The following is a 19,643-nucleotide window of genomic DNA, read 5'->3' on the forward strand; positions in this document are numbered from 1 at the left end:
TTTATGCGGCAAAACCCCCGTCGATCACCGCATCGATAATAGACAGAGTTTTACATTGAACCCGAGGGGGTGTCTGACTATAATGGCGCGCTTCCATTTTCCCGCTCGGGAGCCCCCGCGATGCTGCGTATCAGCCAAGAAGCTCTGACATTCGACGACATTCTCCTAGTGCCCGGTTATTCCGAGGTGCTTCCTAACGAAGTCAGTCTCAAGACCCGCCTAACCCGTGGCATCGAGCTGAATATTCCTCTGGTTTCTGCCGCCATGGACACCGTAACTGAAGCCCGTCTGGCAATTGCCATGGCTCAGGAAGGTGGCATCGGTATCATCCACAAGAACATGACCATCGAGCAGCAAGCTGCCGAAGTGCGTAAGGTCAAGAAGTTCGAAGCCGGCGTGGTCAAGGACCCGATCACCATCGAGGCTGACGCCACGGTTCGTGATCTGTTCGAACTGACCCGCATGCACAATATCTCCGGCGTCCCGGTACTGCACGATGGTGACCTGGTCGGCATCGTCACTTCCCGTGACGTGCGCTTCGAAACCCGTCTGGAAGCCACCGTACGTGAAGTGATGACGCCTAAAGAGCGTCTGGTCACCGTCCGCGAAGGCGCCAACAAGAACGAAGTCCGCGAGCTGCTGCACAAGCACCGCCTGGAAAAAGTCCTGATCGTCGACGACAAGTTTGCCCTCAAAGGCATGATGACCGTCAAAGACATCGAAAAAGCCAAGGCTTACCCGCTGGCCAGCAAGGACGATCAAGGTCGTCTGCGCGTTGGCGCTGCGGTCGGCACCGGTAAAGACACCGGTGACCGCGTCGCTGCCCTGGTCAACGCCGGCGTTGACGTGGTGGTGGTCGACACCGCACACGGTCACTCCAAAGGCGTTATCGACCGCGTTCGCTGGGTCAAACAGAACTTCCCTGAAGTGCAGGTGATCGGCGGCAACATCGCCACCGGCGCTGCCGCCAAGGCCCTGGCCGAAGCCGGCGCTGACGCAGTCAAGGTTGGTATCGGCCCTGGCTCGATCTGCACCACCCGTATCGTCGCCGGTGTCGGCGTCCCGCAAATCAGTGCCATCGCCAACGTTGCCGCTGCCCTTGAAGGCACTGGCGTTCCGTTGATCGCCGACGGCGGCATCCGTTTCTCCGGTGACCTGTCCAAGGCCATCGTTGCCGGTGCTTCCTGCGTGATGATGGGTTCGATGTTCGCCGGTACTGAAGAAGCGCCGGGCGAGATCGAACTGTTCCAGGGTCGTTCGTACAAGGCTTACCGCGGCATGGGTTCGCTGGGCGCCATGTCCCAGGCTCAAGGTTCCTCCGACCGTTACTTCCAGGACTCCTCCGCGGGTGCCGAGAAGCTGGTACCGGAAGGTATCGAAGGGCGTGTTCCTTACAAGGGCAGCCTGAGCGCCATCATCCATCAACTGATGGGCGGCCTGCGTTCCTCGATGGGCTACACCGGCAGTGCCGACATCGAAGAAATGCGCACCAAGCCTGAGTTCGTGCGGATCACCGGCGCTGGCATGGCCGAGTCCCACGTCCACGACGTACAGATCACCAAAGAAGCGCCAAACTACCGCGTAGGTTGAGGCTTCAAGCAAAACGTTAAGTAACCCGGGGCTGTTCTATTCAGCCCCGAGTTGTTTCTGAATCACGACTGTTTCTGAATTACTTAGACGAGACTGAATCATGGCCCTCGACATTCACGCTCACCGCATCCTGATCCTCGATTTCGGTTCCCAGTACACCCAGCTGATTGCACGCCGCGTGCGTGAAATCGGCGTGTACTGCGAACTGCATCCGTTCGATATGGATGAAGAAGCGATTCGCGAATTCGCACCGAAAGGCGTCATTCTCGCCGGCGGCCCCGAGTCCGTGCACGTAGCCGACAGTCCGCGCTGCCCGCAAGCGGTGTTTGACCTGGGCGTCCCGGTCTTCGGTATCTGCTACGGCATGCAGACCATGGCTGAACAGCTGGGTGGCAAGGTCGAAGGTTCCGAACTGCGTGAGTTCGGCTACGCCCGTGTCGACGTGGTCGGCAAGAGCCGCCTGCTCGACGGCATCGAAGACCACATCGACGCCGACGGCCTGTTCGGCCTCGACGTGTGGATGAGCCACGGTGACAAGGTCACCAAGATGCCGCAGGAATTCCACATCCTGGCCAGCACCCCGAGCTGCCCGATCGCCGGCATGTTCGACGACACTCGCGGCTACTACGGCGTGCAGTTCCACCCGGAAGTGACCCACACCAAGCAGGGCGGTCGCATCCTCTCGCGCTTCATCCTCGACATCTGCGGCTGCGAAGCGTTGTGGACACCGTCGAAAATCGCTGAAGACGCCATTGCTCAGGTTCGCGCCCAGGTCGGCACCGACAACGTACTGCTCGGCCTGTCCGGCGGCGTTGATTCCTCGGTCGTTGCCGCGCTGCTGCACAAAGCCATCGGCGACCAGCTGACCTGCGTCTTTGTCGACAACGGCCTGCTGCGTCTGCACGAAGGCGAGCAAGTGATGGCCATGTTCGCCGAGAACATGGGCGTCAAGGTGATCCGCGCCAACGCCGAAGACCAGTTCCTCGACAACCTGGCAGGCGAAAGCGACCCAGAGAAGAAGCGCAAGATCATCGGTCGCACCTTCATCGACGTCTTCGATGCCCAGTCCAACAAACTGGACAACATCAAGTACCTCGCCCAGGGCACCATCTACCCGGACGTGATCGAGTCGGCTGGCGCGAAAAGCGGCAAGGCTCACGTAATCAAGTCGCACCACAACGTGGGCGGCCTGCCGGAAGAAATGAACCTCAAGCTGGTTGAACCCCTGCGCGAACTGTTCAAGGACGAAGTCCGTCGTCTGGGCCTGGAACTCGGCCTGCCGTACGACATGGTCTACCGTCACCCGTTCCCGGGCCCGGGCCTGGGCGTGCGGATCCTCGGTGAAGTGAAGAAGGAATACGCCGACCTGCTGCGTCGCGCCGACCACATCTTCATTGAAGAACTGCGCAAGGCCGACTGGTACCACAAGGTCAGCCAGGCGTTCGTGGTGTTCCAGCCGGTGAAATCGGTTGGCGTTGTAGGCGATGGCCGTCGTTACGCCTGGGTGGTTGCCCTGCGTGCCGTGGAAACCATCGACTTCATGACCGCGCGTTGGGCACACCTGCCTTACGAACTGCTGGAAACTGTTTCCGGCCGGATCATCAACGAAATCGAAGGCATCTCCCGCGTCACTTACGACGTGTCGAGCAAGCCACCGGCGACGATTGAGTGGGAGTGATCCCTCGCCCGTTCGGGTGACTTGATTACCGCTGACACCAAAAAGCCGTGTGAAATCTGATTTCACACGGCTTTTTTCATGCCGCCATTAAAGCGGTTTTGACCAGCCGGCCAGCGTCAACCCCATCTCCTTGAGCGCCTCCAGCAGCGCGGCCACGCTTTCAAAGCGTTTGCCGTCGACCTCGGGCCAGGAGGGCCGTTCGATGAAGACTCGGCCGGACTCGCTGATGAGGGGCGTGGACACCAGCACGTTGTTGCGACCGCGATGGACAATCAGGGTGTTACCGGGCTCCCTTTTCAGGGTGTACATGCCGGGGCGAGACAGCAACGTGTCGATCTCCGATGACGTACGCAAAACCCATGGCGTCTCGACTTGCAAACGCAGGTCGCCTTGGACGAAGCCTTCAGACTCGCCCAGGTCGTTGGTAAAGTTTATGCCCGGATCAGGCTCGATACCGTTGGAAAGCCCTTCGGCCACGTCTTCGACCCGCAGCCCGAAGACACCTTCCAGTTCACTGACGCCCGCGACGCCCTGATAGATATTGGAGTGAGAGTTGCCCATCAAGGCGATCCACTTGTGGGAACCCCGCGCTGCCTGATCGGCACGAATGATGGTTCGGGCATGGAAGTTCATCATTTTATGCCGCGCTGTGGCATCCCTCACCCTCATGCCCGACAGCCGATAGCTGGCCATGCTATCGATGGCCTGGATGCGGATGCCGTGCTTGTTGGCTTCGCGGACCAGGGTGAGAAAGGTGTATCGCTCCAGCGGATCTGTCAGATGGCCGGCGTCCAGACCTGTCAGGTAAGTTTCCACATCCCTGGGCATCACCGACGTTTCGGCGAAGGCATCCAGCGCCGCCTGATGGAAATCCGTGAGCAGATGTTCCATGTACAGGGTTTTCACACTCTGTTCGGCCAACGCCTGCATGTTGTCGATCAAAAACTGCTTGCTGCCGATACCGGCGTGGCTTTCGCCGATGACCAGTCCCTGACTCTCTTCAAAAAAGATACGAATAAAGGGCCCCTGGGTGACGTGGGGATCCAGTGACGGCATGTCGGGGCGCGGCGGAAGTTGGGGATCCGCATAAAATCGCGCGGCATCTTCATAGAGGCGTTTTCTGATGCCCTTGAAATGCTGGAAGGCTTCGTTGTTGTGAGTGACGTCAACGCTATCCGGCAGCAGCTTGTCCTGGAATCCGCCTGCTGCGTTTTTCAGATTGGCCCGCCATTTCGGTGGGACGTCATAGGGCGAGGTCACCAGCGGTGTTTTCGGCGCGGGCAAGGCTGGGTCCTGTGCAACGGAGCCGTCGGGGGTGGCCACAGTCTCGCTTTCTATCTGCGTCACGCCCGGTTTGGTCTGGGCATCGATGCGCACCCGGATCCGGGTCATGCCTTGCTCCTGCAGCGCGTCGCTCAATTGCTGGATGTTGTCGAAGTGACGGCCACTGGCCGACCATCGCGGATAGACGATGAACAGACCGCCCTTGTCCTTCTGGATGTCCGTTGTAACCAGGGCGCCACTGCCACTGCGGTGATAAAGCTGGGGCTTGCCGCTGACTTCCTGGATCGTGAACATGCCTCTCCCGGGAAGGGCCTGCTCCACTGTGCGAGCTGTAGTGACGGGTGGCAGGGCATGGAGGCGCAGACGTAAATCGCTTTTGACTTCGCCCAACGGAAAACCCAGCTCATCCAGCATTTTCTTGCCCGGATCCTGTTCCATACCCGCGGTTTTTCCGGCAGGTACGTCTTCGATACGCAGCCCCGGCGTGCCTGTCAGCTCGCTGAGCCCGGCCACGTCATCGAACGTGTTGACCCGCGTCTCGTCCATGAGTGCCACCCACTTATGGGCGCCTCTGGCTGTTTGATCGATGCTGATGATGGTGTCAGAAAAGTAGTTCATCATTTTCTGGGTGCTATCGGGAGCTGTGTGGTCCATTCGGGGGAACCTGGCGCTCGCCATGCAATCGATGGCCTGGACACGGATATGGTTTTTCTGTGCGGTTCTGACCAGATCCATGTAGCCATAGCGACCGGTCAGGTCGGTTCCCCTCGTCGCATCGAGTTCGGTGAGGTAGCGTTCGAGACTCTCCGGCATCTTGCCGGACTCATGTAAGAGATCCAGATCCGCTTGATGGATGTCGGTCAGTAGCCGGTCCAAATAGAGCGTCTTGATCTTCTGCTTGCTCAACACCTGCATATTGTCGATCAGCAACTGTTGGCCGCTGATGCTGCTGCGCTCTTGGCCAACCACCAGGCCGGGTGCATCCGCGAGCAGGCGTTTGAAAATGTCTTTGCTCGATGTAGAGGGTTTGATGGGCGCGATGGCAGGCCGTGGCGGTACAGACGGGTCGGCATAGAAGGTGATGGCGTCATCGTACAGACCGCGGCGTAAGTCCCTGAAAGCATGAAACGGTCGCTCGCTGGCGTCTTTGGCATCCAGAGGGAAAGCTTCGGTTCGTCCCTCGGCAAGCGGTGTCATGGCCGCTTTTGACTGTTCAGGCAGTTCATAGGACGTCGGCGGTATTTCTACCTTTGGCAGGGGGGAAGCGCTCTGCCCCCAAGGCTTGAGGCCGAAGATTTTTCCTCCGCCACTGAGCCCCGCGCCCGCCTCCGACCGGGGCACAGGTTCCCATTGCAGCGCTTCGTTCTGACGGACCGGAACATTGCGATAAAACGAGTACGGGTTGGCCGGATCGATGATGACCCAACGCTTCATTTGCCCGACGTAGCGCACCTGATAGAACCCATCCTGGCCTGCGCGACGCATATAGATATAGGTTTTGCCAGAGGGGGTCAGAATGATGTTGCGCAATTTTTGTTCAACGAAGTCCTGGCGGGTGGCTTCGGTAATCTCTGTTTTGAAGGCGTCGAGGTAGTCCTGCGGTTCGGGCGGCAATACGCGTTGCGGCACGATCTCTTCAAGCTTGGGGATCGCGGCGCGGGCGATGGCGTTTTCGCTCAGTTGCTCTTCGGGCGCGATGAACGCTTCAGCCTCGGCAATTGCCGGCAACCGCCCGCTGCCTTTGATAAATGTGGCATTGAACACGGTATCGATGGCCGCAACAATGGCGCCGGTCACGCCAGCCTTGCGCTCGCCGGGAGTCTTCCCATTGACGGCCTGGTCGATGTTCAAACCGACATTGGCGATGCCGGCCCCGACCACTGCCAGTGCCACCGGCCAGCCGACCGCCGCCAGAGGGCCGAACATGCGGCCAAAGGCATTGAGGTAGCCAACCCAGAGTTTTTTTCGCAAGTCGCCGTTGGAATACAGCATGTAGTTGCTGTCACTGATCATGCGGGCGTGCACCGCATCGCTCAGGAACGTGAAGGCGTCCTGGGTCACCGAGCTGCTGGCATGGTCGATCAGATGATGGTCATTGACGTGCCAGGCGTTGAACAACAAGTCCAGTACATGGGTGAGTCCGACATTCTCGATGTGCGGTTCGCGAAACATCAGCGAGACCAGACTGTTGACCGGTTTGGCCAGAGGATTCACGAGGGCGAGCCAGTCCAGTTTCGACTGCTGGCGCGTCGGGGCGTCTTGAGTGATGTCGTGGTCGGCAACTTGAAAGTGCGCCATGAAGCGCTGGCGATCAGAGGAGCCCTTGATGGCGGACAAGATCCACCAATGCACGTCGCGGGGTGTTTCGAGGGAGTGAAACCCCCAGATTTCACCCGGGACGTACAGAATCTGGCGACCATTGTCATCGACGATGCACAGGATGTCGGTGGCGACAAAGTCCCCGACCTTCAACAGGGTCACGCGTAAACCGTTGCTGACTGGCGCCTCCGACTCCAGCATCTGGCGGGTCACTGGCCAGCTCACATTGCTGGCGACGGCCTTGATTACGGTTTTGAAGTTCTCGTCGGACAAACGGCCGCCTTCCCGGTCCTCCATGGCTTTGGCGAGAAACGTGCACTTGGCCAAGGCCCTGTAGGTCTTATCGTGTTTTTTCCAGAACGATGCGACTTTGTTTTTATAGAGGTCGCTGAAATTGATCGCCCAAAAGTCTTTCAATACCTCGTTGCCATGCAGGCGTACTTCGTTGGTTTCGTTGTAATTGCCGGCATCTGCGCCAACGCTGTAGAAACCACCATTGAGGTCCAGCAGATCGGCGTTGTCCTGGTCATGAACACTGAAGCGCTGAATGACCAACTGGGGCAGGGTCATGCTTTCCTTGGGCGTTTCGTAAAGGTGTTCCCAGCCGGTGAAGGTTTTCGAACTGCTTTGGGCAAGGTGGAAACGATGGTAGTAGACCTGCTCTGGCTCAAGGGTCGTGATGCCATGTTTGACGAGAATGTCTTTGGCGATCCCTCGGGCCATTTCGTACATGTCGGGGCAGGCTTCAACCAGTGCGGGCACCAGCGCCTTGAGGGCGAGCATGTCGCTGGAATCGGGCAGTGCAGTGTTTTCAGTAGAGTTCACAGTGTCTTCCTTGAACAGTGATGGAACGTCACTGCCATGGTGCCGATGGACGCTGCCAGGATCTGTCAGCTCCAGGGCTTTCAGGTTGTGGTATCGGAAAACCGGCGTTGTAGTACAAAGACGCGCTGTCAGTGCGAATGCAGCCATTTGCTGCATCCGCACTGGCGAATCCTCCATTGAAACGCTGAGCAAACCCTGGCATTTCGGTTTTCAGACTGGGAGACGGCTCTGCAGGCTCATGCCCATTTCATTCAGTTGCCGGGACATTTGCTGCACACTGGCGAACACTACGTTGTTGACGAAAGGCCATCCCGGACGGTGGATGACATAGTGGTCGGTTACCAACTGTTGCACCGGCGTGCGAACCAGCATGCCTGAGCCGCTGCGATGGATCAGTGTGTAGTTTCCTGCGGTTTTCTCGAACAGATACATGCCCTGGCGATGCAGCAGGTTGTGCAGCGCTCGCTGGTCCCAAATCCGCGGCGAGGAGGGCATTTGCAGGCGCAGATCGGTGAGCAGGGTGTCATGCGTGCCGCGCATCATGCCGCCGTTGGGGAGGGGCCCTCGATCCACATCGATTCCGGGATCAACATCAACGGCTGTCCCTTCGCCTGGGTTGACCTCTTCTATCCGTAAACCGATGCCGCCCTTCAGTTCGCTGATGCCGGCGATCCCCCTGAACGTGTTGGTGTTTTCGGGCCCGGTCAACACGATCCATTTACCGGAATCGTTGATGAGTGAGTCCGAGGACATGATCACTTCCGTGAGGTGGTTGGCGATCATTTGCTCTTCAGGCGGTGTGAACGGGGTTTTTACTTTGTAGCGGGTCGCGCAATCCAGAGCCTGAATGCGTACGCCGTTCTGTCTGGCGACCTTGACCAGTTCCAGCTCATTGAATCGTTCGGCCGGGTCGGTGCCAAGGCGGGTCAGATAGCGTCTCAGGTCGTCGGACATGTCCCCTGTTCTGAAGTAGTTGTTGAGCTCGACCTGAGCGAAGTCATTGAGCAAGCGGCGCATATAGATTGTCTTGGCGTGCCTGGCCAGTGCCGGCATGTTCTCAATCATGAAGCGCATGCTGGTGATGCGATCCAGGGTTTCCCCCACCACCAGACCGGGGGCTGATTCAAAAACGCGCTCGATGAGATCGGCGATCGGCATATCACGCGTGATGGCTGGGATCGCCGGACGCGGAGGCAGGTTGGCCCAGGGAAGCTCGCTGTAAAAGGTTCGAGTGGCGGTGAGCAACGCTGTGCGTTTACCGGCGAAATACTGTTCGTACGGATCCTGCACAATCGGGTTACCCATCGCATTGGGGAACACCCGTACATGAGTCTGGGGCAAATCCAGTGCCCAGCTTTTCAATGGTGACCGTAGCGATGGCTGAGCGTCGTACACCGTGTTCACAAGACGCAAAGGGTTTGAGGTCGAAGGCTGTTGCTCCGGAGCAGATTGGCCCGGCGGCAGCGGTTCGCGCACTTCAAGGGGAATGTCGACGGCGCACTCCTTGCCCACACACTGACCGCCGCCCCTGAGCCTCAATGACTGCATCCGCCCCCAATCACCTTGGGCATTCAAGCGCACCGGCAATGAGTGGACGAACTGGTTGGGCCTCTCCGGGTCGATGATCGCCCAGAAACCGCCACCTTTTGAATCGGCGAAGTAGCGCACGTAATACGCGTTGTCATTCATAAGAATGGCGTAGGACGGGTCTGCGTCGAGCCTGTAAATCCCCTGGTATTTGCCGGTTTCATAATCGGGCGTCAGGCCTTCGAGCAGCTCATTGCATTGATACCTGGCAGGTACTTCGGGAGCGACTGCGGTTTCAGACGGAATCGGCAAAGGTGTTTCCACGGGAAGCGACGTGGGCGCAGGTGACTCGACCGTTGCTGCCGACTCTGTCAGGTCGGCCATTTCAGCCGCCTCCGCGGCTTCCACCTGTACACCCACCTCCAGCGTCGATCCGGCGCCCCTGAGGAATGGAACATTGAACAAGGCGTCGATACCATTCAAGACCGCGCCGAGAATGCCTTCTTTACGTTCGGCAGCGGTTTTGCCGTTGACGGCCTGATCGATGTTCAGGCCCATGTTGGCAATGCTCGCCCCAATCACCGGCAGCGCCACCGGCCAACCGACGGCCGCTAACGGACCAAACACTTTGAGGCCGGCGCTCAGGTAGCCGATCCACAATTTTTTGCGTAAATCGCCGTTGGACGTTAGCGACAGGCTGGCCTCTGCGAACATGGCGTTCCGGGTCGAATCCTGTAACCAATTAAACGCATCGCCGCTCACCCACTGGTTTTTCTGGTTGATCAAGTGATGGTCGGACTTGCCCCAGGTGCCCACCAGGCGGCTGATGAGATCGCCAAGGTTCTCCGTAATTGCGTGGCGGTCCGCCAGGGTAAAGTGGGTCATGAATGCCTGGCGCGGAGCGTCTTCGTTCATTTGCTCCAGTACCCACCAATGCAGGGCCGCTTCGGTCTCCATCACCTGGAACGCGCTGCCGTCTCCGGGCAAATAGAGCATTTGCCGGCCTTGGGAATCAATGATTCGCAGCAAGTTGGTGGCCACGTAACCCGCGACATCGAAGGCTCTTACGTCATGGCCCACCGGGTGTGTCGATTGCAGCATTTTCAGGCTGACGGGCCACGAGACTGGCCCGATGACAGCGTCGATGACGCGTTGAAAGTCATCACCGGACAGATGCTTTTGCTCCAGCGCCTGGACGGCGTGACTGAGGAAATTGCACTTGGCCAACGTGCGGAAATCGTCGCAATGCCTGTCCCAGAACGCGGTCAGTTTTTCGGTGTAAAGCGCGCTGAAATCGATCTTCCAAAAGGCTTTTAATACGTCGTTGCCATGCAGGCGCACCTCATTGGTTTCATTGAAATCCTCAGCATCCGGGCCGGCCGTATAGAAACCGCCGTAGAGGTCCAGCAGATCGGCATTGTCCTGGTCAGTGGCGCGAAAACGATGCACCACCAGTTGCGTCAGGGTCATGGATTCGTACGGTTTTTCCTGCAGGTGCTCCCAGCCGGTAAAGGATGTTGCGCTGCTCTGGGCCAGTTTGAATCGATGGAAGTAAACCAGGTCTGGATCGATGTCCTGAAGTCCCTGCTTTTTCAGAAGTTCGCTGGCGACCTGATGCGCCGTGTCCTGCAGGCTAGGGCAGGAGTGCACGACGGTCGCAGCGATGGTCTTGAGGGCTGCTTTGTCTGCGGCGTTTGGCAGCGGGCGGTTTTCGGGTGAGTTCATGCGTTGTTCATCCTTGAGAAACGGCCGCTGAAGATGGCTCATTTGCCCAAGGGAAGTGCACTACATATGTATGGCATTACGGTGTTTATGGTCTGCGTTCAGCGCCGGGCCGGCTCGTACCGGGGGTTAAGACGCTGGAGGATGGGGTGGTGCATCTAATCACCGGCCTCCTGCCCTGACCGATCCCCCTTGCCACAGGGTACTGCCAGCCATGCTTTGACTGCGGCCATCCGCCGCGCCACCCTTACTGTTTCTCAACCGCAGGTGTATCGTATTCGCCTTTTACGGGCCCTCGGGCCTGTTGCTGATACGTGAGGTAGTTGAGTTCATGTCCTTTACCCGTCGCCAAATCCTCAGTGGCCTGGCCGGTCTTGTTGTCGTTGGTGTCGGAGCGGGGGGCGCGTCGCGGTACTGGCTGGGCAAGATGGCCGACGCCGATGCGGGCCACGACTATGAGCTGATCGCCGCACCGTTGGACGTCGAACTGGTGGCCGGGCACAAGACCGAAGCCTGGGCATTCGGCCCGTCGGCACCGGGCACCGAGTTGCGTGTGCGCCAGGGTGAATGGTTGCGGGTGCGGTTCATCAACCACCTGCCGGTGGCGACCACCATTCACTGGCACGGTATCCGCCTGCCGCTGGAAATGGACGGTGTGCCGTACGTGTCGCAGCTCCCTGTATTGCCGGGTGAATACTTCGACTACAAATTCCGCGTGCCTGACGCCGGCAGCTACTGGTATCACCCGCACGTGAACAGCAGCGAAGAACTCGGTCGGGGGCTGGTCGGGCCGTTGATCATCGAAGAACGCGAGCCCACCGGTTTCAAGTACGAAAAAACCTTGAGCCTCAAGAGCTGGCACGTCGATGAAGAAGGCGCGTTCGTCGCGTTCAGCATTCCTCGCGAAGCGGCCCGCGGCGGCACGGCGGGGCGCCTGTCGACCATCAATGGCGTTTCGCAAGCGGTGATCGACTTGCCTGCCGGGCAGATCACCAGGGTGCGCGTGCTCAACCTCGACAACACGCTGACCTACCGCCTCAACATGCCGGGCGTCGAAGCGCAGATCTACGCGCTGGACGGCAACCCCATTGAACCGCGGCCGTTGGGCAAGGAATACTGGCTCGGCCCGGGCATGCGCATTTGCCTGGCGATCAAGGCTCCGCCGGCCGGTGAAGAATTATCCCTGCGCAACGGCCCGGTTCGCTTGGGCACGTTCCGCTCCGTGGCCAACAACGACGCGCCGACCACATGGCCGCCCGCGCTGCCCGCCAACCCGGTGGCCGAACCGGACCTGGCCAATGCCGAGAAACTGAACTTCAATTTCGAATGGGTCGGCTCGGTGTCGGTGAACGTCGACAACGGCAAGCCGCCAAGCCTGTGGCAGATCAACGGCAAGGCCTGGGACATCACCGACAAGACCTGTGCCGACCGCCCGATTGCCAAGCTTGAGAAGGGCAAGAGCTACATTTTCGAATTGAAAAACATGACTCAGTATCAGCACCCGATTCACCTGCACGGCATGAGCTTCAAGGTCATTGCTTCGAACCGGCACAAGGTCATTCCGTATTTCACCGACACGTATTTGCTGGGCAAGAACGAGCGCGCACAAGTGGCGTTGGTGGCGGATAACCCCGGTGTGTGGATGTTCCATTGCCATGTGATCGACCACATGGAAACCGGCCTGATGGCCGCCATCGAGGTGGCGTGATGCGTCAGATACGTCCCGCCGCAATCATCGATCGCAGCCGTGATCGTGACTTCATGCGCGAAGCCCTGGTGCTGGCTGCTCAAGGTGCGGCGCTGGGCGAAGTGCCGGTGGGCGCGGTTGTGGTGCAGGACGGTGAAATCATCGGTCGTGGGTTTAATTGCCCAATCAGTGGCAGCGACCCTAGCGCGCATGCCGAGATGGTTGCGATACGTGCCGCGGCGTTGGCGGCCAGCAATTATCGTCTGCCGGGCAGTACGCTGTACGTGACGCTGGAGCCATGCAGCATGTGCGCCGGGCTGATCGTGCATTCGCGGATTGCGCGGGTGGTGTATGGCGCGCTGGAGCCGAAAGCGGGGATTGTACAGAGTCAGGGGCAGTTTTTTACCCAAGGGTTTCTCAACCATCGGGTGTTGTATGAGGGCGGGGTGTTGGCGGAAGAATGCGGGGCTGTTTTGAGCGAGTTCTTCAAGGCCAGAAGAGCCAAGCCAACAGACTGAACACCGAACCCTGTGGGAGCGGGCTTGCCCGCGATAGCGGTGGTTCAGCCGACATCATTGTTTGATATGCCGACGCCATCGCGGGCAAGCCCGCTCCCACAGGTTTATGGGGTGTTTGGGAAATCGGGGTTACTTGCGGGCCACGATCACCGCCCGCATCGGCGCCGGCAGCCCTTCAATCGTTTTGCTGTGATCGTCCGGATCAAGGAAATCACTCAACGACTGATACTTCATCCATTCCGTCCCGCGCTGTTCCTCGACCGTGGTCACGCTGACATCCACACACTTCACATCAGTGAAGCCAGCACGACGCAGCCACAAATCCAGCGCCGGCACCGACGGCAAAAACCACACGTTACGCATCTGCGCATAACGGTCTTCCGGCACCAGCACCTGCTGCTGATCGCCTTCGATCACCAGCGTCTCCAGCACCAGTTCACCGCCCTTGACCAGGCAATCCTTGAGCGCCAGCAAATGCTCGATCGGCGAGCGACGGTGGTAAAACACGCCCATGGAAAACACCGTATCGAACCCTTCCAGATTCGGCGGCAGGTCTTCGAAAGGGATAGGCAGGTGCCAGGCATTGGGCTCGGACAAGTAGCGCTGCACTGCCTGAAACTGGCAGAAAAAAAGCCAGTTCGGATCGACACCGATCACGCTGTCCGCACCGGCACCGAGCATGCGCCACATGTAGTAACCATTACCGCAGCCGACATCGAGGATGCGTTTGCCCTTTAAATTCAGGTGCGGGGCGACCCGCGACCACTTCCAGTCGGAGCGCCATTCAGTATCGACATGCACACCGAACAGATCGAACGGCCCTTTGCGCCACGGCGACAACCCCATCAGCGCGGTGCGCATCTGTGCGCGGGTGTCGTCGTCGCAATCGGTGTCCAGCGTCAGACCGTTGAGCAAATCGACTTCGCTCGGCTGGATCTTCGGCAAGGCGTCCAGCGCACTTTGCCAGCGCTCCAGGTCGCCATGACCCTTTTCCATTTTCTTGTCGAGTTGCGCTTGCAGGGTGTTGGCCCATTCGGCCAGCGGCGTGCCGGCCAAACGGCGGGCGAGGGGGGACAGATCAATCATGGCAAGGCAATCAACGAGGCAAAGTTAAGACACTGGAACCACGGCACGACTTTCGAGAACCCGGCGGCCAGCAGGCGCTCGCGATGTTCTTCGAGGCTGTCGGGCTTCATGACGTTTTCGATGGCGCTGCGCTTCTGGGCGATTTCCAGTTCGCTGTAGCCGTTGGCGCGTTTAAAGGCCACGTGCAGGTCGGTGAGCAGCGCATGTTCTTCGGGGTCGTTGAAACGCAGTTTTTCCGAGAGGATCAACGCACCGCCGGGCAACAGCGACTGACGGATGCGCGAGAGCAACGCAGTGCGCTGGTCGGGGGCGATGAATTGCAGGGTGAAGTTCAGCGCCACGACAGAGGCAGGCTGGAAATCGAGGGCGAGGATGTCGCCTTCAATCACTTCGACCGGCAGCAACTCCTGGAACATCGAGTCCTGACCGTTGAGGTATTCGCGGCAGCGTTCGACCATGGCGGCGGAGTTATCCACAGCGATGACGCGGCAGCCGTCGGTGCGAACGTGACGGCGCAATGCCTGAGTCACGGCACCGAGGGACGAGCCGAGGTCGTAGAGCACGCTGTTGGGCTGGGCGAATTGCGCGGCGAGCACGCCGAGGTTTTCAACGATGGTCGGATAACCTGGCACCGAGCGCTTGATCATGTCCGGGAACACCCGCACCACGTCCTCGTTAAAGGCGAAGTCGGGCACCTGGGCCAAAGGCTGGGCGAAAAGGCGATCGGGTTCTTTGCTCACGGCGGTTCCAGCGGTGTAGGTGGAAAAGGCCGGCATTTTAGCCAACTTGGCGCGGGGATGCGCGGGTTGTCTGATAAACCGCCGGACTCATGCAGTTTGAGTGGTGAAAGGGCTGTTGTGGCGAGGGAGCTTGCTCCCGCTGGGCTGCGCAGCAGCCCCAAAACCATTCAACCGAGTTTGAACTGATGCACCCGACTATCCGGGTTTACGACTGCTGCGCAGCCGAGCGGGAGCAAGCTCCCTCGCCACAAGGTCAGCGCGGTTTTTGAGTGAACGCCGACGCGGCGATCCCCCATTGCCCTAACCAGTAACTGAGGATAATCACGTAAGGCGCGGCATGAAATGGCGCAACGAACCGGTTGATGCCAATCACACTGTCGGAAAACACAAACGCCAGCGCACCGCCCGCCGCCAGCAACGCCGAGCGTTTGGTCACGTCGGTGCCCAGGCGAGCCAGCGCCCTCCAGAGCATGGCGCTGATGGCCAAGCCGTAAACAATCACCGGGATCAGCAGCGGGCCTAAACCATTGGCAATCAAAATCCCCAACAGCACCGCGCCGACGCCCAGTGCGAGGATCAACGGCAACACCGCCAACCGCCGGCAATCACTCAAATAAGCTTTCAGATACGCCAGGTGGGCAACCAGAAACGCCCCGAGGCCGAATACGAACAAATCCCCCGGCCACGCCAGCAGCACGTCGCCCAGCAGGGAAAAAATCAGGCCCAGGCTGATCCAGCGCCGATACTCGCTGGGCGGCGCGTCGTGCAGCCACCCGAGCAAGGCCAGCACGGGTAGCGGCTTGACCAGCAGGCAAAGCAACGCAGCATGCACGCTTAGGCCATAGAGAAAAGTCACCGCGCCCATCAGCGCCAGAATCAGCCAGCCCACGATCAGTTAACCGAGATCGCGCAGTCGAAGGTTTCCACCGCCGGCACTTCCGGTGCCCAAGGCTGTTGCGAAGTCAGGCGCAAGCGCCCGGAACCGGCCGCGAACGCCTGAAAGCGCCAGGTCGACACGCCGGCAGCGCCGACGACACCGGCGTCTTCCGGGTTTCGGTAAACCTCTGGCCCCAGTGCGCGCAAAACACCCCCGGCCGAGTCCTGGATGGCCCAGCGGTAACCCGTGGTCGGGTTGCTTGGCAGGGTCAGGATCAGGTTTTGCCCGTTGTGCATGTTCACCGGGCATGCGCTTTGTTTTTCCACGGTCACGTTCTGTTTCGGTTGCGTGGCGCAGGCGGCCAGCAAAGAGAGGGCGAGGGGGACAAACAGGCGGGTGGGGGACATAAGGTCAGTGGCTCCGGCATTCACGACGAACGGCGAGCATAACCGAGATGAGACAAAGTGTGACAGGTTCAGAAATGGGGGGTGTCAGTAATGACGCCATCGCTAGCAGGCTAGCTCCCACAGGGATTTGCAGTGAACACAAAATTTGTGAACACCACCCACCCTTGTGGGAGCTAGCCTGCTAGCGATGGCGGTGGAACGGCGCTAGGTGACTATCAGAACAGAATCTTCGCCACATCCGCAAAGCGCTTGGCGAAATGCACGGTAATCCCTTCCTTCAGATAGTCCGGCAACTCATCGAAACTGCCACGGTTAGGCTCCGGGAGAATCAATTCAAAAATCTTCTGCCGCCGCGCCGCAATCACCTTCTCGCGCACCCCGCCAATCGGCAGCACATGCCCGGTCAACGTCAGTTCGCCGGTCATGGCCACGCCTTTTTTCGGCGGCTGGTTGCGGGCCAGGGACAGCAGGGCGCTGGCCATGGTCACGCCCGCGCTCGGGCCGTCTTTCGGGGTGGCGCCTTCCGGTACGTGCAGGTGGACGAAGGCTTCGTCGAAGAATTTCGGATCACCGCCAAACGATTTCAGATTCGAGCTGACGTAGCTGTAGGCAATTTCCGCCGACTCCTTCATCACGTCGCCCAGTTGACCGGTCAGTTTGAAACCCCGGTTGAGCGTGTGAATCCGCGTCGCTTCGATCGGCAGGGTCGCGCCGCCCATGCTGGTCCAGGCCAGGCCGGTGATCACGCCGGTGCCGGACAGCACTTGCTCGTTGCGGAACACCGGATGGCCCAGTGAGGCTTCCAGGTCCTTGGGAGCAATTTTGATCACGGCTTTTGGCTCGTCGATCAACTTCACCACGGCTTTGCGCACCAGTTTGCCCAGTTGTTTTTCCAACTGGCGCACCCCGGCTTCACGGGCATAACCGTCGATCAGCGCCTTCAATGCGGTGTCGCTGATTGACAGGCTGCCTTTTGACACACCGGCCTTTTCCAGTTGCTTCGGCCATAGGTGACGCTTGGCGATGGCGATTTTTTCTTCGGTGATGTAGCCCGACAGGCGAATCACTTCCATTCGGTCCAGCAACGGGCCGGGGATCGAATCGAGGGTGTTGGCGGTGCAGACAAACAGCACTTTCGACAGGTCCAGACGCAGGTCCAGGTAGTGGTCGAGAAACTCGACATTCTGTTCCGGGTCCAGCGTTTCCAGCAGCGCCGAGGCCGGGTCGCCCTGGTAGCTCTGGCCCATCTTGTCGATCTCGTCGAGCATGATCACCGGGTTCATCACTTCGACGTCTTTCAACGCCTGCACCAGTTTGCCCGGCTGCGCGCCGATGTAAGTGCGGCGGTGGCCCTTGATCTCGGCTTCGTCGCGCATGCCGCCGAGGCTGAAGCGGTAGAACGGCCGGCCAAGGGATTCGGCGATGGATTTACCGACGCTGGTCTTGCCCACGCCCGGCGGGCCGACCAGCAAGACGATGGAGCCGCTGATTTCGCCTTTATAGGCACCGACGGCGAGGAATTCGAGGATGCGGTCCTTGATGTCGTCGAGGCCGGCGTGGTGTTTGTCCAGCACCTTGCGGGCGTGCTTGAGGTCGAGTTTGTCCTCGCCGTACACGCCCCATGGCACCGAGGTCGCCCAGTCGAGGTAGTTGCGGGTGACCGCGTACTCCGGCGATCCGGTCTCGAGGATCGACAGTTTGTTCATTTCCTCTTCGATGCGTTTCTGCGCCTGCGCCGACAACACCTTGCCTTCCAGACGCTGCTCGAACTGTTCGATGTCGGCGCTGCGGTCGTCCTTGGTCAGGCCCAGCTCTTGCTGGATGACTTTCAACTGCTCTTTAAGGAAGAACTCGCGCTGATGCTCGCCGATCTTGCGGTTAACTTCGGCGGAGATTTCTTTCTGCAGGCGCGCGACTTCGACTTCCTTGCGCAGCATCGGCAGGACTTTTTCCATGCGCTTGAGCATCGGCACGCAGTCGAGCACTTCCTGCAGCTCGCTGCCGGTGGCCGAGGTCAGGGCTGCGGCGAAGTCGGTCAGGGGCGACGGATCGTTGGGACTGAAGCGGTTGAGGTAGTTTTTCAGCTCTTCGCTGTACAGCGGGTTGAGCGGCAGCAGTTCCTTGATCGCGTTGATCAGTGCCATGCCGTAGGCCTTGACCTCATCGGTGGGCTCGGTGGGCTGGTGCGGGTATTCGACTTCCACCAGGTATGGCGGGCGATGGTGCTTGAGCCAGGTGCGAATGCGCACGCGGGTCAGGCCCTGGGCGACGAATTGCAACTTGCCGTTTTCGCGGCTGGCGTGGTGCACCTTGACCAGCGTGCCGTAAAGCGGCAGGGCCGAGGTGTCGAAATGGCGCGGGTCTTCCTGGGGCGTGTCCATGTAGAACAGGGCCAGGGAGTGATGATCGGATTTACTCACCAGATCCAGCGTTTCAGCCCACGGCTCTTCATTGACGATGACCGGCAGCACTTGGGCCGGGAAGAACGGGCGGTTGTGGATCGGGATGATGTAGACCTTGTCCGGCAGGTTCTGGCCTGGCAGGGCGAGGCCTTTGCCGGTGGAGTGGTGTTCGGCGTTCTCTGGGTCGGCGTATTCGCTCGGGTCTTCGGGGAATTCTTGCTGGTCGCTCATGGGGCACCTGCGCAATGGGGTATGGGTCTTAGATGGGGCAGGTGGGGGGTGGTTTCAATGGTCGCGGGTAATTCAAGGTATGTGTTCAGGGTCTGGACAGGTAGTGGCGGCCTTTGGGCCGACCAGGTTCTTTGAGGTGTACATATCCGTTTCTGCGGTAACGGCCACTTAGGGTTTCGCCCTTACGGCGACTCACTTTTTTTTCAAACGCCAAAAAAAAGTAAGCAAAAAAAGGCTCGCCCCGAGCGTCCGGCCCCTCGCTAAGGCTCGGCGTTCCTTCGCTTCGGCATTCATCCGGGGGCATCGCCCTCCGGTTGGCTTCGCTGGCACCTACATGCGATGAGTTCGACTGCGTCGAACGGCGCTGCGCGCCACTCCCCGGATGAACACCTCCACTCAGCCTCCCGAAGGGGCGGGTGGATCAAGATCAAGAGCTGCAGGCGAGCTAACGCTCGGCCTGATGAGTGGTGAAAAGCGGGTGTATGCCAGCCAGCTTTTGTGGGGGCTGGCTTGCTCGCGATGGCGGCCTGCCAGCCGACCCAATTTCCGCTGACGCCCCCGGCCCCTGTGGGAGCTGGCCTGCCGGCGATGGCGGCCTGACAGCCGACCCTATCTTCAGATGTTCGCTGACCCCCTGTAGGAGCCGAGCTTGCTCGCGAAGGCGGCCTGACAGCCGACCTGTTCTCGCGGATATACGCTGACCTTGTGGGAGCGGGCTTGCTCGCGATGGCGGCCTGCCAGCCGACCCAA

11 protein-coding genes are annotated in these 19,643 nt (G+C 59.6%); 4 read left to right on the forward strand and 7 right to left on the reverse strand.

The features are described 5' to 3' along the window. Positions 1-120: 120 nt before the first annotated feature. Together guaB and guaA are read left to right on the forward strand one after the other, a co-directional pair. The gene (gene guaB / locus KJF94_RS02040) at positions 121-1,590 is read left to right on the forward strand and encodes an IMP dehydrogenase (RefSeq protein ID WP_017340298.1); all 1,470 of its coding nucleotides are present in this window, start codon (positions 121-123) and stop codon (positions 1,588-1,590) included. A gap of 100 nt (positions 1,591-1,690) precedes the next feature. Next, a complete protein-coding gene (guaA, locus tag KJF94_RS02045) occupies positions 1,691-3,268 on the forward strand; it encodes a glutamine-hydrolyzing GMP synthase (RefSeq protein WP_214380833.1) in 1,578 nt (525 codons plus the stop codon). 87 nt (positions 3,269-3,355) lie between these two features. Here guaA and KJF94_RS02050 read toward each other — a convergent pair whose 3' ends face one another. After that, positions 3,356-7,843: a membrane-targeted effector domain-containing toxin gene (locus KJF94_RS02050; protein ID WP_214380834.1), complete on the reverse strand. Its 4,488-nt coding sequence runs from the start codon at positions 7,841-7,843 to the stop codon at positions 3,356-3,358. Between the two features lie 63 nt (positions 7,844-7,906). Continuing rightward, the gene (locus KJF94_RS02055) at positions 7,907-10,948 is read right to left on the reverse strand and encodes a membrane-targeted effector domain-containing toxin (RefSeq protein WP_214380835.1); all 3,042 of its coding nucleotides are present in this window, start codon (positions 10,946-10,948) and stop codon (positions 7,907-7,909) included. Positions 10,949-11,276: 328 nt separating this feature from the next. Here KJF94_RS02055 and KJF94_RS02060 point away from each other — a divergent pair, with 328 nt between their 5' ends. Both KJF94_RS02060 and tadA read left to right on the forward strand, forming a co-directional pair. Beyond that, positions 11,277-12,653 (forward strand): multicopper oxidase family protein, encoded by a 1,377-nt coding sequence (locus KJF94_RS02060; protein WP_214380836.1) that lies wholly within the window; start codon positions 11,277-11,279, stop codon positions 12,651-12,653. Beyond that, the gene (tadA, locus tag KJF94_RS02065) at positions 12,653-13,150 is read left to right on the forward strand and encodes a tRNA adenosine(34) deaminase TadA (protein WP_214380837.1); all 498 of its coding nucleotides are present in this window, start codon (positions 12,653-12,655) and stop codon (positions 13,148-13,150) included. Before KJF94_RS02060 ends, tadA begins: the two co-directional genes overlap by 1 nt. Before the next feature lie 129 nt (positions 13,151-13,279). Here the strand turns inward: tadA and cmoB are convergent, their stop codons facing one another. The 5 genes from cmoB to lon form a co-directional block, all read right to left on the reverse strand. Continuing rightward, a complete protein-coding gene (gene cmoB, locus KJF94_RS02070) occupies positions 13,280-14,236 on the reverse strand; it encodes a tRNA 5-methoxyuridine(34)/uridine 5-oxyacetic acid(34) synthase CmoB (protein WP_214380838.1) in 957 nt (318 codons plus the stop codon). Then, positions 14,233-15,012 carry a carboxy-S-adenosyl-L-methionine synthase CmoA gene (gene cmoA, locus KJF94_RS02075; RefSeq protein ID WP_214380839.1) on the reverse strand — a complete coding sequence of 260 codons (780 nt, stop codon included), beginning with the start codon at positions 15,010-15,012 and terminating at the stop codon, positions 14,233-14,235. The genes cmoB and cmoA overlap by 4 nt, the downstream gene beginning before the upstream one ends. Before the next feature lie 217 nt (positions 15,013-15,229). Beyond that, positions 15,230-15,865, reverse strand: a complete 636-nt coding sequence (locus tag KJF94_RS02080) for a lysoplasmalogenase (protein ID WP_214380840.1) — start codon at positions 15,863-15,865, stop codon at positions 15,230-15,232. 2 nt (positions 15,866-15,867) lie between these two features. Next, positions 15,868-16,260 (reverse strand): protease inhibitor I42 family protein, encoded by a 393-nt coding sequence (locus tag KJF94_RS02085; RefSeq protein ID WP_214380841.1) that lies wholly within the window; start codon positions 16,258-16,260, stop codon positions 15,868-15,870. A 215-nt stretch (positions 16,261-16,475) separates the two neighbouring features. Beyond that, a complete protein-coding gene (lon, locus tag KJF94_RS02090) occupies positions 16,476-18,893 on the reverse strand; it encodes an endopeptidase La (protein ID WP_214380842.1) in 2,418 nt (805 codons plus the stop codon). Between the last annotated feature and the right edge of the window lie 750 nt (positions 18,894-19,643).

Origin of the sequence: Pseudomonas hormoni (assembly GCF_018502625.1) — a bacterium.
Lineage (GTDB): Bacteria > Pseudomonadota > Gammaproteobacteria > Pseudomonadales > Pseudomonadaceae > Aquipseudomonas > Aquipseudomonas hormoni.

Coding starts and splice junctions, on each gene's coding strand:
- guaB (WP_017340298.1), top strand. CDS start 121: ATGCTGCGTATCAGCCAAGAAGCTCTGACATTCGACGACATTCTCCTA.
- guaA (WP_214380833.1), top strand. CDS start 1,691: ATGGCCCTCGACATTCACGCTCACCGCATCCTGATCCTCGATTTCGGT.
- KJF94_RS02050 (WP_214380834.1), bottom strand. CDS start 7,843: ATGGCTGCATTCGCACTGACAGCGCGTCTTTGTACTACAACGCCGGTT.
- KJF94_RS02055 (WP_214380835.1), bottom strand. CDS start 10,948: ATGAACTCACCCGAAAACCGCCCGCTGCCAAACGCCGCAGACAAAGCA.
- KJF94_RS02060 (WP_214380836.1), top strand. CDS start 11,277: ATGTCCTTTACCCGTCGCCAAATCCTCAGTGGCCTGGCCGGTCTTGTT.
- tadA (WP_214380837.1), top strand. CDS start 12,653: ATGCGTCAGATACGTCCCGCCGCAATCATCGATCGCAGCCGTGATCGT.
- cmoB (WP_214380838.1), bottom strand. CDS start 14,236: ATGATTGATCTGTCCCCCCTCGCCCGCCGTTTGGCCGGCACGCCGCTG.
- cmoA (WP_214380839.1), bottom strand. CDS start 15,012: ATGCCGGCCTTTTCCACCTACACCGCTGGAACCGCCGTGAGCAAAGAA.
- KJF94_RS02085 (WP_214380841.1), bottom strand. CDS start 16,260: ATGTCCCCCACCCGCCTGTTTGTCCCCCTCGCCCTCTCTTTGCTGGCC.
- lon (WP_214380842.1), bottom strand. CDS start 18,893: ATGAGCGACCAGCAAGAATTCCCCGAAGACCCGAGCGAATACGCCGAC.